This window comes from Candidatus Nomurabacteria bacterium (genome assembly GCA_020632395.1).
Lineage (GTDB): Bacteria > Patescibacteriota > Dojkabacteria > SC72 > JAHDCA01 > JACKFQ01.
On the sequence record JACKFQ010000002.1, the window covers coordinates 164626 to 180987 of the forward strand.

The 16362-nt window shown below is 41.1% G+C and carries 8 protein-coding genes; 1 reads left to right on the forward strand and 7 read right to left on the reverse strand.

Going from position 1 to position 16362, the window contains the following annotated elements; all coding sequences use genetic code 11:
• Positions 1-23: 23 nt before the first annotated feature.
• The 6 genes from H6763_02895 to H6763_02920 all read right to left on the reverse strand — a co-directional run bounded on the left by H6763_02895 (position 24) and on the right by H6763_02920 (position 11697).
• Positions 24-1547, reverse strand: a complete 1524-nt coding sequence (locus H6763_02895; protein ID MCB9803753.1) for a hypothetical protein — start codon at positions 1545-1547, stop codon at positions 24-26.
• The gene (locus H6763_02900; protein ID MCB9803754.1) at positions 1504-2823 is read right to left on the reverse strand and encodes a hypothetical protein; all 1320 of its coding nucleotides are present in this window, start codon (positions 2821-2823) and stop codon (positions 1504-1506) included. Before H6763_02900 ends, H6763_02895 begins: the two co-directional genes overlap by 44 nt.
• 127 nt (positions 2824-2950) lie before the next feature.
• Complete coding sequence (locus H6763_02905) at positions 2951-4873, reverse strand: fibronectin type III domain-containing protein (protein MCB9803755.1); 1923 nt, start codon at positions 4871-4873, stop codon at positions 2951-2953.
• Positions 4874-4999: 126 nt separating this feature from the next.
• The gene (locus H6763_02910) at positions 5000-5323 is read right to left on the reverse strand and encodes a hypothetical protein (protein ID MCB9803756.1); all 324 of its coding nucleotides are present in this window, start codon (positions 5321-5323) and stop codon (positions 5000-5002) included.
• A 178-nt stretch (positions 5324-5501) separates the two neighbouring features.
• Positions 5502-8816 (reverse strand): hypothetical protein, encoded by a 3315-nt coding sequence (locus H6763_02915; protein MCB9803757.1) that lies wholly within the window; start codon positions 8814-8816, stop codon positions 5502-5504.
• Between the two features lie 283 nt (positions 8817-9099).
• Positions 9100-11697 carry a fibronectin type III domain-containing protein gene (locus tag H6763_02920; protein ID MCB9803758.1) on the reverse strand — a complete coding sequence of 866 codons (2598 nt, stop codon included), beginning with the start codon at positions 11695-11697 and terminating at the stop codon, positions 9100-9102.
• Between the two features lie 593 nt (positions 11698-12290).
• Between H6763_02920 and H6763_02925 the strand changes: the two genes are divergently transcribed.
• Positions 12291-12476, forward strand: a complete 186-nt coding sequence (locus H6763_02925) for a hypothetical protein (protein ID MCB9803759.1) — start codon at positions 12291-12293, stop codon at positions 12474-12476.
• A gap of 114 nt (positions 12477-12590) precedes the next feature.
• Here H6763_02925 and H6763_02930 read toward each other — a convergent pair whose 3' ends face one another.
• Entirely contained in the window at positions 12591-16277 is a 3687-nt protein-coding gene (locus tag H6763_02930) for a hypothetical protein (GenBank protein ID MCB9803760.1), read from the reverse strand.
• Between the last annotated feature and the right edge of the window lie 85 nt (positions 16278-16362).

The following is a 16362-nucleotide window of genomic DNA, read 5'->3' on the forward strand; positions in this document are numbered from 1 at the left end:
TCAATATGCTATTCAAATCATTACTATCCAAAGAAACTACCTACAACAGGGATCTTTCCAAAGCTCTTCTGGACATTACCAAATGCAGTAGCAGTCCCTTTACCGCCACTTGGAGCAGGAAGCAGATCAGCGATCAAGTTTGGTGCCTCAGCTGCTGTAAAGAAGAAGAATAGTGGAAGGATGAATTTTAGGAATCCACTAAGTAGTCCTCCTCCATTACTTACTGTCAGATCTCCGCCTGCCAATCCCTTGGGGAATCTATAATCTACCCCTATCTCGAAAAGATAATTTGCAAGATTGATTATCAGGAAAACAAGCACAAAAGTGAGAACATTCTTCAAGATCCTGTAGAACCAATCTGTTGCTGTAGATTGTTTACCAGGCAATACTGAAACAAATAGATATATTGGTGCTAAAACAGTGTCGAGGATTATACCGATATATGCTTTCATCAGTGTGATAAATACTTTTAGTGAAGCATAGGCTGTGATACCGATAAACACCAAAGTTACAAACATCAACAAGATACCACCTGCAGCCACAGGTGCAAGGGGTGGGAATGCTATACCCACGATCGACATGATACCTCCAATCAGTAATCCACCCCCCCCGAACCCACTTATTCCGATCCCATCAGTCCCTCTAAACAGTAATCCAACTAGACTTAATGGATCACCAACTACAAGTGGATCAGTCAGACCTAAAATCCCCGTGATAACATTTATCAACATGGCACCAAAATCGATCATGATACCAACTATTGCAAAACTGAAAGTCACAAGGATCAGTCCAAGTATGATCCTTGGTATAGTATTAAAGATGGTCACAGCCATCTGTCCACCGATCTTATGTCGGAACATGATCATGAATCCGGCAGCTATCAAAGCGATCACAAAGAATGAATATGATAGTAATCGTATCTTATCCCATAGATCTGAGATATTTATACTTTGCAGGACATCAAATCCATCTTGAGCATAAACAGATGTGTTGACTCCTTCATACCCTGGCACCCACTCATTAGCAAGATGTGCTATCACATCTGTGGAAGGAGGATTGTTGAGCATAGCCATATTCATATTTTCAAGAGTACCATTCAGTCCATTTCGTGCGAAACCATCGAGATCAGGATACTCTTCTAACATAGCAGTGTAGTTGCATCCGAGAGTCGGTTCTATTGAAAACACCATATTACCTAGCAAGGACGCGATCTCATTTCCTGAGTCATCATAATTATCTAAAACCTGATCATTGAAACCACTATTTAATTTATTAGCTTTCACATTTACATAAGAATATGAAGGATCAATACATGTCGGAAGATCAGATGTTTGAGCAAATGCAGATGTTGAAGATAGCGTGGTAAAAAGTACAATTGTGAAGACAAACCACTGCTGAGCACTATCTTTCTTTATAAAATTTAATGTGCTTCTTGAAGCCTTATGCACTACTCTGACAATTTTTTTGAATTTTTCTATCTGCATTTGGATCTCGAAAATAAAATTAAAATACTCCGCAAGCTTCACCTCTTCGTTCAGCTTCCTCAACAACAGCTTTCCAATATTCATCCCAACTAGGCATGTCTGGATCACCTGGTGCACGCATTTGGGCTTCTGTATTATATAATGTCATGTATGGAGATACGTCCCAGAGACATGGTATATCATAAATATTCTTATAATCAACCCTCACTTGACAAGGTGTTGTCACATAGTGTGCTTTCATTATCGGTTCAGGATTATTCTCAAAACCCGGTTCAACATAATCAGGAAAATCTAATGGGGATAGATTTGTGGCAAGAGAATGATCGAAAAACTGATCTGCACAATATTCGTCATTACATGTTTGGTTTGAACCGTATATAGCATCTATAAGTAGTCCAACTATCTCGACTTCTGCACATTGCTGTCTATTTGCGAGACACTCTACCCATTGCTTGGCGTCTACAAGTGCTGTAAATACAAAGTCCATAGGAGACCTTCTATTCACGCATGTTTCAAAGACATTCTGATTTGGCATAAATTCAATATTGCTTACATCTATACAATCTGCAGTACCGTAGTTACGAGGTTGGACATTTGTTGTAGGAGGCGTCCTTAATGAAGTCACTATGTCCGCGATCTGATTTGTTACACCAGGATTTGGATCTGATCTCTGAACCTCAACTGGCAATTTCGATAGGAGTTCCCTTTCTACAGTTGCTTGGTCAGGCTCTTTAGGGCTGTTAGAAATCTTAATATTTACCGAATACGGTTCACCAACAGGATATTCATAATCAGGTATAGTTTCACTTATAGATACAAGCTCTGAAGACTTAGGTGCAACAGATTGTTGACCGATATATTCGTCTTTGATGAGATCACTGCTACTTCTGAATCGCACCTCTTTTTTACTAATTGCAAAAGTATTATCACTCATATCTTCAATACCTGAGAGAAGTCCCATTGGGGAAGTTACTTTCCATATCTCAAGTACAGCATTTTTTGCTACGGTGACAGTCTGTCCATTGTTCCCCTTCTCTGCACCATCATTTAATCCGATATTTACAGGTGTCGTTGAACATACAGGTTGAAATGGAAATTTTTCTGATTCACAACCTTGGGGATTTGTAGCCTGACAACCGTTCTTCCCTGCTCCACCGGTTGCTCCATACCCTGAATCAACACCCTTGACTAGTTGAACACCTTCGATCGGAGCTTGTAACGGAGTTTCTTCAAAAAGAGCGGTTTGTGAAAAAAGTTCGATCTTACTCTCGTCAAATGCTTCTGCACGTGAGCCACTATCTGCTGGAACGACAGGGGTTTGAGTATATGAACGAGACATTAGCATCATGAGATAACAAATGAGTAACATTCCGAATAAGAACATTGATTTTTTTACGTTTTCCTTTTGAGTAATAACCATATGCATTGTCCTCGATTTTATAACAGTTAGTATCAATTAACAATCTTCAATATGACCGCTTTTTCCCCCTCATACTCATAAACTCCTTGTACGAGGTTCTCAATGTCATAGATCCTAGTAGTATCATACCTAGACTCATAGATAGTAGTGGGATATGATCTGATATCGCAGTCTTTGGTGTCACACCAGAGGTTGAAGGATAATATGCCTGTCCCGCATAACCACCTCCACCGCCAACTCCTACCGGTATGTATTGTAATGAAACTCCGTAATCAGTAAGTAGATCTACCGAATCTCCTCCGATAGTCGTGGTCGATGCTGTGGCGATCAGTGATATTTCGTTCTCTGAGGCATCAGCAATAGTAGATGTCACCTCATCAGAATTCGCATAAACATACATCGATGCCAGTATCTCATCTTCATCAGAATATGAGAAGTATTCCGCACCATCAGTAGTTCTAGCATCAGCGATGCTTGCGATCCATCTCCCTGCAGCATCAGTGACCAGTGCGATAGGATTTGATACATCAGTACTGCCGGTACTATCGGTATCTGACAAAGTGAGTAGAATTACCACATCTGTATAATCGTCAAGACCTGTAACCTCACCAGAGATAGTTTCATACGGTGGGGGAGATGCCAATGTCGAATAAGTTGTGAATGTAAACGGAGATCCTCCATCATTAAAAACATCTGTGCCTGTGTGTATCTGATAGTAGTATTGAGTTTCGGGAAGAAGATCTGTCACTTCGATGACATGAGTGTAGTATTCACCTTTTTCTACTAAATTATCTCTGGCGTCGATTGCCTCTTCATCTAACGTGGTGGTTTCAGTACCATACATGACATAACCTTCTTCTGGCTCTGCACTCATCCAAACAACCATAAATCCGTTGTCTGTCATGGATGCCAACTGGATCGAATCAGGACCGGTATTGACATCAGGTGTGGTAGCAACTGTCTGCCCCCCCGTAACTAGATCGATCCACGATATATCTACCTTGACCAGAAATTCCCTAGATGCAGGATCAAAAGTGGGTTTTGTTGGTACTACAGGTGTAGGAACCGGGGTCGGTGTTGGCGTGGGGGTCGGTGTCGGCGTGGGGGTCGGTGTTGGCGTGGGGGTCGGTGTCGGCGTGGGGGTCGGATCGGGTTCGGGTTCAGGTGTCGGATCGATAGCAATTACTTGAGCTATAAGGCTTTCGGGTGGTAATGCCGATAATGGGTCGACACCAGCAGTTAGTGTAAGATCCACAGTAGCCTGCAATCTTCCATTTTCATCAACAAGATCTGCATAATTACTCGTGACTGTTGCACCAGTTCCATCAATACCCTGTACTGAAAGGACAAGCTCACTGTCTGCTGAGATAGTTATCACATCCGTTCCATTTAACTCACGCATAGATGAAAGATCTACTATCCAATTACCACTAGCGGTAGGAACAGCAGACAATGGTAAAGATAATGGCTGATTTGTTTTTGTTATATATACGATAGCGTCATCATCTGACATCGAGGGTATAGTACCGTAGATCGGATTTGGAACAGGCGTGTCATCGGTCAGTTCGCTTGTAGTGAAAGTGAAGGGCTGACCACCTTCCGAAGAGTAAGACGTGCCATTCGAAACTATCTCAAAGGAATACTTAGTGGCTGGAACTAGGTCTAGTACTTCAACAAAATGTGTCTTTCTCGATCCGGAACCACGAAAATCGATATAAGGTCTAGAATCCTCACCTTCAGAATCTTTCACCACAACTTCCCCAGAAGCATCAATGCTAGTAGTCCATGTGACAGTCAAGGAATTAGTTGTCAGATTACTCACCACAACATTTTCTGGCACTGCTTCTTCATCTGCACTACTCAGTAATTGAGTGGCATAATAACCCGCAACTACAGTAAGTGGTATAGCTACAGTAATGATCAATGCATTTAACAGATACCTCTTTTTTTGTCTTGGAGTGACGTACATCTAATTAGTATTTTACTACAGAGAGACTTAATAATTAACCATCTTCAAACGATCTGCGTCAAAAGATATATTCACTGGTTCGTCCGAACCTATACGATAGACTGATGAAAGGTTTATTGAGATGGATCATTCCGAGTTGTCTCGGAACCCCTCAATAAAGCCACTAACTGTATGTAGCACAGAACCGATACTCCGAACAGGTACAATGATCGCTTTATTGACCTCATCAACTGTTTCTTCTAGCTTCTTTGCAGATGTTTTCGCAACCGAAACCACCTCAGCGGCATCATCTAATAGAACATTAGATTTTTGCACAGTCTTTGTCACCTCTGACATTGTGTTTGTTGCTTCCCTGAGGATCATGGCAAGATAGTAGAGGATCATTCCTAAGAGGATAGATAAACCGGAGATCACTACCATCCAGAAAACTGCGGGTATTTGATTGTCCATATTGATATTTCCGTCTATATTATATTTTCATGATACATCCACTTAATACATCTCGCAAATGCGATATTTCAAAGATGTTTCAAAACATATACATATGATCAACATTCTCTAACTTCAGATATTAGGATTCTAATAAAAACAATGATAGTAGGACTGTATCGGACTGTATCGGACTGTATCATTCTGGTTCATAAACCCCGGGATCATCTCGCACCCTTACCCAATAGGCTTTCTTCTCATCGATATCAAAGGGAAAACCATACTCGCTTCCATCTTCTACAACATAGCTGTTATATCTACCATTCTTGTATTCTGACATAAGATCACTTACGATCCCTGCATCGTTGATATCTGTTAAAACATCTGTCGATGACCATTCTACTCCTTCCCCTTTGTATAACCCTACAAGATTCCACGAAGTGACAAGATCTATAGGTAAAGCAGATAGAGGTTTTCTACCATAAAGATAGGCTTTGCGATCATTTAATACTTTTATGATTATCCCTTCTCCCGGAATCAGATCAAAATCTTCACCATACCCTACAACCAAACCTTCCTTATTGACATTTTCCTTATATATTCTGAATCCACCCCTGTAAACAGCAACCTCAACGACCTCAACACCTTGGTATACCAATTCTTTGATCAAGTCTGAGGCTGTTTTGATATTTGTTGTAGGTGTATCTGATTGTTGTAGTAATAGTGGGATCGAGATGAAATTGAAACCTTTACTGAAGTTATACTCTAAGATCGTACTTGCAGTTTTCTCCAGGTCCAGTTTGATCGCATTTGCCTCTGAGAACGTTAGCGGTGGTTCATCTTCATCCTGTATCCCATCCTTATCATAATCATAAAATAGGTATGGATATGTTTCATTTATGATCACTACTGTCTTGGTCGTAACATTGCCAGCTTGTATCACATAGACTCCAGGCTCATACTTTTCAGGCTGAGCATCATCTTCAATTGTTTCTTCAGCTGCAACCACATCTCCTTGTAACTCCACACGAGGGTTGATGAGTCCCACAAGACTATACACCTTCTGTCGGAGTAATTTTAGAAAGGATCCCGTGGAGGATTCAGGTTCAGAAGCAATCCCAATAGGTTGAGGAGGGTTATTACACTCGAAACAACCACCGATTATGTAGTCACATGGATGCCCTATTGAATCTCCTCCTACACTAAAATCTAAATGTGCTCCTATTGTACCAGTTTGTCCGCAAACTAAACCTTTATCACTACACATCTTCTCAGATGTACATTCATCAGGATTACACGAAGATGGATCATCTTCATAAGATGCATTTGTATGTGATGAACGAACAGTTGATATGGAACCATCTTGACTTGTAACTGAGTAACTTACAGCACACCCCAAACCTTGCAGACAAGATGCACTGCAACTGTTGCCAACCACCTCGAACATATTCGACAATGGTTCTCCAACAGTACATACAATATCTATTGCATTATAGCCGTTCTTATGTGATATCTGTGACTCATCAGATCCAGGCACCGACGATCCTTGAGAAATGTATCTCAGGTGTCCGTCATTTAGAACACAATATGGATAATTTCCATATTTAGGTATGTAATTCGTTGCATCTACAATAACGTTATTCACATCGCTAGTATCATAATTTGAGAGGAACTCATCCCAAGAACCTCCAGTGAAATCTCCAGATACGATATTTACATCAGCACAGACTGCTGAATTATGTGTTGTCTGTATGCACCCACCCTCACAACGTTGATAAACTGTACTTGTGTTATTATCTCCACAGGCGACAATGGTGTCAGATTCGCAATAATAACCCGGAGGAGATCCAAGACATACAGACTGATTACCACCTCCGGTATTTTGGAGGTTATCATTGTCTTGACCTTCTGCAATACACCTACCATTCCATACGCACCCGTCTGTGATAGAGCAACTTAATTGGGTTGTTCGGTCTGCACAGCTACTTAGTGGGGATTCAATATCTACACACTCCTCCTCTCCCCATACCCAGTATTGGTGTCCTAGGTCCGAGCCTACCATTATGCAGGTTTGTGTGCATAACTGAGGATGATTGAGTGCGCTAACAGACTGGGAAGACTTAACCTCACCTTCAACACAATCACCCTTCCCGTTACATCGCCACTCACTCCAGATCTTGTCTACCCCTACAGAGATACACTCTCTGGTGCATTGATTCGATCCCTCGATTTTTTCCTCAACATCGCCTAATTCGCACTCTATATAGGCTTCTTTGGTTGGTGAACACTCCCATACACCCCAATAATTCAAACCAGTTACAGCACTCCTCTCGCAACTACTGATACACTTCTGAGAAGGTTCAACTCTCTCTCTGTCAGGTTGTCCTATCGAACACTCATCTTCACCCATAGAAGGGTCTGCATTCTGATCTTGTACCTTCCACCAACTTGACCAAACAAGGTTCAATCTACTATCAACTATACATTCTCTCCGATAGACTGTTCCGTCGGATTCTTCACGATCCTCTGTTTCACCTAATTCACATATATATGTCCCACCGCCACCTTGGGTAAAAGGGTTATCCTTATCTGTGCCTGTACCATCCTCTCCAGTTGTTCTGGCAAAAATACTAGACATTAAGAGTCTTTGAGATGAGAGTCTCGTATTTTCTGTAGAATTTAAGTTATGTATTTTATTTTCGTCATCAGATCCGGGATCTTGTGGAAAATTTATCAGGCTGAGCTTTTCATCGTAGGTGCTTAATATCAAGTGTTGATATCTCAGCGTGATATCACCTAGTGGTGTTGCCTCCAAGTAATCTACGCTTACCTTTTCTTCATAGATCTCTCCGGTTCTATCATCTGAGTATAGTATGATCATTTCAATAGTATCCTCGTGATCTGTTTTGAACTGTTCTAAAGAGTCTTTCTGTTGTAGTAACGAAGTATCTACAAGATAAGTGCCTTGCTCAGTCAATATTGAGGATGTAAATGCACTTTCTACACCCTCTGTTGAGACACGCTTGGCTATAACAGCAGCTGTTGTTGGTCTGTCAGTGTTGATCTTGCCATATATAGGAGAGGGAACAGCTATAGAAGATGGTGTTCGAGCAGTATGTACATCTACAGTGCGTGAATACACGTTAAATGGTCCCCAGGAGAGGTTTACCTGATATTGATGATCGTCAATCAAATTAGAAAGTGTGACGGTTTTAACATGATTCCCCTGTGAAAAAAGATCTGACAACCAAGGGATATTTCCTTGCAGATCATTTGTGTCTGCCCAATCTATCTCATATGATGTGCGATCAAGACCCACTACACTTACCGAAATTGGGTGAGGTAAGCTCTGTGTAAATAGCAATGTTACCGAAGAATCCGTTGTATTTGTGATATAAACAGCATCTATACTCACACGTCTTTGGATAGCTGTAATACATAACAGACAGAGTAACAAAAACCCAATCACGACTACAACGAGCTGTAAGACTGTTCGAATTCTTAGCTTTTCCATTGATATCTGATAAGAAGTATTCATTTGGGTGCATTATTTAAACTTGGAGATCGTACTGTCCCATTTATATCATATCAAAAGTAACCCGATGATGTGTAGAACAAAGATCCGCGGTTAATGTAAGCTATATTTATATGTCTTTCTAAATGGAGTACTTCAGATCCACATCTTTAGCTGATGAATATATGTGTTTGGGTGTTCAACTTATACCGTCCTAATAATAAACCCCGGAAGCTTTGTAAACTTCCGGGGTAATTGCTTTGTTGTACCTCAGACTCAAGAGCTACTTTCTTTCAGGTTCCCAATTCCCTTGACCCTGTAATACTCTTACAAAATATGCAGTCTGTTGATCAAGAGGAAAATCGAATCCAAAAGTCTCTGAGCCTGTTTTCTGGAAACCCTCATACCGACCCTTCTCGATTGGCCAACGGGTAACATTATCTGCGTTGAAGTCGATGGGTTCGTAAAGATTCACGGAGTCAATCATCGATTCCGCAGTATACGCTTTGGTGCCAGTCCCATAGAGCCCAACAAGATTCCAACCTGGTGTCAGGTATATCGGTGCTGAGTCACCCTCCGATTCATATATTACCTGTTTACCAGTTAGTTCTATGTCCAAATTGATCTTGGACTTAAGGATATATCCTTGACCTGGAACGATCTGGAAATCATTCACATTATATTGACCTCCATTCTCACCAACCACATTCCAAGTACTTCTGAACTTTGAGATCGAATAAAAGGCATTATCATACCTCTCATTTAGGCCTGCAAGTAATGTGGAGGCGGTATTCTCTCCAACCAATACCATCGGAAATGAAACGAAGTTCAACCCCGCCTTTAGCGAATATGTCACCACATCAGCAACTAGTTCGAGATTTAGCAACGAGGCATCTTCGGATAGAGTCGTCTCTCCTGGATCTAAAATGCCATTTAAATTATTATCAAGGAAGATGGAGTACGATTTCCCTTCTTCTGGTAATAATACTGTGTATGTAACCCCTTGGTACTGGAATTGATATTCACCGTTAATATATACGAAATACTGACCAGATTGTGGATCGTATAGAACGTTCTGACTACTTTCCGGGACTTGAGCTGATATCTGAAACTTTAAACTGGCAAAGAGCCTACTCAATTCGGATGCTGATGAATCAGCGGATTCAGGGGTAGCTGGAGCTGCATTAGGGTCTCTTGGGGATCCACAGTATGTATTACCATCTGTATTGTTATCACATTCAGTTCCTGTCTCACAATCCCACATCCATGGATCATCCGTGCTCATCCCATCGCAACTACTCGGTTTTGTGCATCTTTTTCCACCCCCACACGGCTTCACATTTGTAGAAGTCTCTTGTGGAGGTTTCCAACAGGCACCACTCGGATATCCAACAACTTCATCTCGACACCCAGTTGTACTGAGATCAACGCACTCTCCTCCAGCCATACTTTTATAATTGACACAAGCTCCGAATGATCCCCAACAGTTTCTTCCACCACAATTCTGTGCATCATCAGGAAGTTCCTGGGGCGAGATCGAACCGTTATTGGGTGAATCAGGACATGTCGTTGAGCCTTCGCTCTTGTGAACAACGAAAGGATAATACCAAGAACCATTTGGATACTGCCCGCCAGGACAGTGACATGAATAAAAACCATCGTCTGTGCCAGCTTCACACCAAGCTCCCTTACCACAATCCACCTGAATTCCATTCTCGTAACAATCATTAGGTATCACAGGAGGAGGAGATCCACTATCATCATTTGGGAGATTTGATGTTTGGACATCAGGTTCATCGGTATTACTGGGATCAGCGGTACCGATACAATATGAATCATCTATACGGAATCCCCCTTGTGCAATTGTGACACCATCTATACATAATAATCTTCTGTCGTCACTAAGATTATCACCATCTCCATCAAAACACTCTCCAAATAATGCGGGGCAACAAGGGTCACATGAGTCCTCAGCATATACCTGATCAGTCAACAGACTGGACATCCCATCGGTCGAGAGTGCTTCATAGTCAAACAATTCTGTAACATCATATAGCTGCATAAGATTCATAGGTGCATCTTGACCAGTTAGAACTGTCATTGGCATTAGTCTGCCATTCGGACCTGCCTCCACCCATACCTCCTCAGTCAGTGCTTCTGTTACCTCCCCTAAATACTCTCCATCAGATGAGAGTGCATTAGAGAGATCAAAATAGAATGTGCCATTGTTTGGATTTACCGCAGAAGAAAGTATCTGAGCATCTGTACCATCAGCATGCCTCAATATCAAATACACCACGCCTTCATCGGATAATTGACCATCTATCGCTACTACCTGACCGTATGCAGGATAAGGGGTAGCTAACGTCTCTCTTTGTGTAAATGTTGTCACAGCCGTCTTTCTGGTTATGGCATCCCTCACCCCCCTGAAGAACCATCCATTACCTACCATGATCGAATAACTTGTACTGGGGTCGAGATCTGTGACTGTAACATGATGAACATAATATCTACCTTTCTTCGTAACCTTGACCTCTGTTTCTATACTATCCACAGACAGTCCAGATCCATTATCAGTGTTAGTAGCTTTTTTACGATTCTTATTGGCCAAAGCAATTTCAGCAGCTGAGTGATCGCGATCATCATACCCTGGCACACCTCCCGTCTGTAGGAGTTTGATAGATGGTGCACTCTCAGATAGCAACAGTGCCACACCAGGGGTTTTAGCCTTGGTGACCCATGATATAGTGACAGATCTATCGGTCACATTGGATACTAAAACATTCTTCGGAGCACTTCCCCAAATGCAGTATGTTAGGATGCCAATGATCAGAACAGATACAACGAAAGCTATAAAAGCGTATCTTTTTTGTTTGAACATTCTTTTGATATATCATACATTATGTACTATAAATGTACATTAAACGGAACCAACATACAAGAAAGTACATATGTAGATCTTTTCCAGCCAATGATATTTCAGCAGTTAATTCATAGACTGCAATTCGATACTGATTAGAATACAGAAAGTAATTGTTTTCATGACCATTATTATTGAGATCTGCTGGCGAGCACTGAATGAGTAAATTGAGATAAAGGCTGTATCTTAATATTCATATAGTCATAGAATATCTTTGATTTAACGCATGAGTAAAAATTTTTGTGTCCATGTTGATTGGATCACTAATAATTTTACCAGTCACATATTGGGGCTACTGTTTATGGGCATAGATACCTAAGAACGTTCTTGTAACAAACATTACGGATAAATCAGTTACACTATCTTGGGTGACTAAGGTCAAAACCCCTGGGATAGGATACATTTTGAAATCTAACACAAATGTTAAGATCTAAGGAACAAGCAAGGCTGTAAGATACGAGAGCGATTCTGATGATAAACAATCTATTTTAGAACCGAGTTGGAACTTGATCAGTCTTTATGGAACTGGTACTGTCGACTATACAGCGGAGTCTATGATAAATTTTATCAATATATGTGACCCAATCGACTTCACCGCAGATAATGTAACACGTTGGCCTACCGAAAAAGGTCGGTATGAAGGTTTTCAAAAAACTGGTTCTGAAACTTACGGATCCGACTTTCCTCTTGATCAACAAACTGAATATTCTGTAAAAGTATTGCAGGGTCAAAGAACTTAGGAAACTGACAGAGAGTAGCCCTTGAGTCTGAGGTGCAAAAAGACAAGAACCCCTGAAAATTTAGAACCTCAGGGGTTTTATGATCATCACATTATGATCTGAACATAAATGAAATTATGGATCAGGAGTCCATGTACCTTGCCCTTGCAATACACGTACGAAGTATCCACTACTCGCAATTATCGGAAAGTCAAATCCATATACTTGATATAGACCATTTTCATCCTGCTCTTTCTGTAATCCGTCATACCGACCTTTGTCAGAGGACCACCGTGAGACATTATCTACCACGAAAGTATTTGAATTGAGTGAATCGATCCAGGATTCAGCGGTATACAATGTTTCAGAACCAGCGATACCGACAAGATTCCAGCCTGGAGAGAGGGAGATAGGAACAGAGTCGACAACCTGTAGACCTCGTAGACCAATTAGATAATCATGATTCGATTTTAGAAGGTAACCTCTTCCTGGAATCAACTGAAAATCTTCGGATCCATAGAGAGAGCCGTCTTCACGCATTCCGACGATGCTCCATGAGCCTGAATCAAAAGCTGCAAGTGAAAAAAAACCCTTTGAAAAATTCGTATTGAGGTAAGAAATGAACTCAAATGCAGTTGTGTAATCTTCAGATATTCGATCCAAGTGAATTAGATTCAACCCAGAGGTTATGTTCAAATATTCAAGCGAATATTTCTCCTCTAACCTTAGACTTACTCCTTCATCCTCTAGTAGAATATCACCCTCATCCAAAATGTTGTTCTCATTATTGTCAATGTATAGATCGTATTGCCTACCATTCTCGAGCTCAAAACAATAACCTACACCTGCAACGTCAGTACAGTATCGTCCCGAAGTAGAGATTGAATAAAGACCATTTGTAGGAGACAGGATGATCTCTTCCTGTGCGTTGACTGTGGTTACTAAATCTTGGAGCTTACTGAAATAAACCGATCTAGTTGGTGGCCCAAGAGTAGAATTTTGAGCGCTAGGTGTCCTAGTTTTCTCACACGAATATATTATTGATGAATTACAATAGTTGCGGTATACATAATCGTTCAAACTCTCCTTACAATTTTCAGAAAGGGCTTCATAACTAAAATCTCCACGAGGACAATCACAGTAATCAGAGTCCGGATCCAAACGTATGTATTCTTGGCATGTTTTTTCACCTGAGACATCGCAAAACTCCCCGACGTTGGAAGCATAACAAGTTGCGAATGTTTGGGTAGGACAAATTTGATCTATGTGGATCTCCCAACTGTCAGTATACGTCGAATTCCCACCCATACCATTTGATGTTCTTAAACCACCTTCACACCAACAATCATCCTCTGTACATTTATCTCCTGGGAAAATAATCGGCCTACCCTTCACAAGATGGGTACCAATAGTATCCTTACAAAATTTGCCTATAGGTACCTCGATCGGAGCCCCATTCCAAAATCCTTCCCCTACGTCCTTACATCGGCAACCAGAATCAACGAGACATCGATCATCCAAACCAATAAGTGATACCCACGTACCTCCAATACACCATAGAACTCCATCATTATTGCTAATCTGTTGACCCTCACTATATGGACAATCGTCACCAGCTACTATTGGGGTGCCGACACATTTTCCGGGAGTGGTAGAAAGATCACATATTTTAGACGAACATTCCTTATATGAAAAGCAATCGCTGTCTAGGGTTCTCAAACAAATTCCTGGATTACTAGAACTACTTCCAACACAAGTTAGGTTATAATCACAGTCTCCAAAACATATTGCGTAAAGACCTTTTGATTGATTTGGTGATTGATTTGGTGATTGATTTGGTGATTGATTTGGTGATTGATTTGGTGATTGATTTGGTGATTGATTTGGTGATTGATTTGGTGATTGATTTGGTGATTGATTTGGTGATTGATTTGGTGATTGATTTGGTGGAGATGTGCTGTCTAGAACTGTTGCACTGGTACATTCACATTTTTCGTCCTTAGTACAGAATTTTATATCATCGTTATCTTCGCACAATAACTGACACCCAAGATAATAACATCTATCATCCTGATTGGTTATATCCTCAATTGTACAAGTATTATCAGAACCAGTTGGTGAAGGATACTCATTATCTGAACATAAAGGGATGTTTACTGGCTTACAAACGGCATTTGAATTAGGATTCGCTTTATAACAATAATATCCTGATGGACAATCGTTAGTATTAATATCGCATTCTACTTGATCCGAACCTACCGGTGGAGTCTGACATACTCCAATGTCATAACCACATTTACCAACACCAAAACAATCAATACACATTAGATCCCCATACCCGTCGCAACCACCTTCCAATGGGAACTGCTTTCCAATCACACATAGATCACCTATGCCCTTATTCTCATTCGTACCATAGTCAGAATTTTTGCATTGATCCGGTGCATCTACCCAACCGCCTCCAATACATCTCCTCCATTCACAGCCACTGGCGTTTGGGTCATCCCAACACCTTAACTCGCTTGGTCCACACACACCATTAGCACATTGTGCTCCTGGTAGGGTACCGCCAGTATCAGGTTCTTGTGGTGTAGTTCCGCCGCCACCCCCACCACCACATGTGCTTGCAGCACCTGAAGCACAAGCCTCACTTCGCCACCTTTGTTCACCATCACATCCATTTGTTGCACAATAACCATTAAACGAGTCCATATCCGATTGTGATGCTTCGTAACACTTTGATTCACAAGTGACAGTCCAACCAGCAAAGCTTTCAAATGAAACAAACGACATGAATGATTGTAAGAGATTTTCTTCAATTACCCTGTACTCTTCGATCAGCACAAAATCCCTCGCTGGAGCATCTTCATATGGGGGTACCTCAGTTCTGTAGAGTTCGCCGTCTTGACTTCGTACCTCTCCAACTCTCTTGAAATCAAAGATCTCCTCTTCGGAATAGGTTTCTAAAAGGTACCCACCATCAGGTACACGTAAAGAGGTGATGTCCAGATACCATGATCCATTTTTGGCTAAGGGAGTTGACACATAACTACTAGTTCGCTCACCTGAGCTATTTTCTAGATAGTAGTAGAAAATTCCATCCTCCAAGGGTACGGGTGTAGGAATATCATCAGTGCGATCAAATACTTTCCCATAGATCGGGTCAGGAGTGATTAATTCATCCAACTGGGGTAATGTTGTGAATGCTGTTTGTTCCTCATTTGATAATAATCTAAAAGTTGTTCCATCACCAATATAAATTGTGTAATTCGTCTCAGAATCCAAACCCCTAAATGTCACATGGTGAGTATAATATGCACCTAGCTCTGTAACTTCGACATCTTGTTCGATCTGCTTTCCAGAGATCTCTCCATCAGAAGCAATTTCTGCATTTGCCTTAGCTAAGTCCAATTCAGCTTTAGTGTAATCCCTATCATCATACCCCTTTATAGAGCCATCGATATTCCCTACAATCAGTTCCTTTAAACCTTCAGCTTCTGGTACAGCTAATCCTACTGCTTTTTGTGGATTTTTTGTCACCCAAGTCACAGTTGCGGAATTCGAGGTTACATTTGTTATCCTCACCCCTATAGGATCAGCAATAAACCTGGAGGTGAAATAGTATGCTCCTGATCCAATTAGAAGCACGATCAAGGCCACCAAAAGCATGATCAGATTGACACGTTTATCACCGAAGACTCTTTTGAAAAGGTTCTTTGGCTTTTTTCCTTGAATTGTGGATGTGTCAGAAGTGTTCATAGCTCCCAATGTTCCAACTGCTGTATCCGTTGTAGCCTTTGTACTATGTGATTGTGACTGCATTGTGCTTTCGATGACAAATAATAGGGTTTTCCCCCATTAATAATCTATAATATCCAAGCATTTATGGCAAGGAAGTCGTATAATC

Coding starts and splice junctions, on each gene's coding strand:
- H6763_02920 (MCB9803758.1), bottom strand. CDS start 11,697: ATGTTCAAACAAAAAAGATACGCTTTTATAGCTTTCGTTGTATCTGTT.
- H6763_02915 (MCB9803757.1), bottom strand. CDS start 8,816: ATGGAAAAGCTAAGAATTCGAACAGTCTTACAGCTCGTTGTAGTCGTG.
- H6763_02925 (MCB9803759.1), top strand. CDS start 12,291: ATGATAAATTTTATCAATATATGTGACCCAATCGACTTCACCGCAGAT.
- H6763_02905 (MCB9803755.1), bottom strand. CDS start 4,873: ATGTACGTCACTCCAAGACAAAAAAAGAGGTATCTGTTAAATGCATTG.
- H6763_02900 (MCB9803754.1), bottom strand. CDS start 2,823: ATGTCTCGTTCATATACTCAAACCCCTGTCGTTCCAGCAGATAGTGGC.
- H6763_02930 (MCB9803760.1), bottom strand. CDS start 16,277: ATGCAGTCACAATCACATAGTACAAAGGCTACAACGGATACAGCAGTT.
- H6763_02910 (MCB9803756.1), bottom strand. CDS start 5,323: ATGGACAATCAAATACCCGCAGTTTTCTGGATGGTAGTGATCTCCGGT.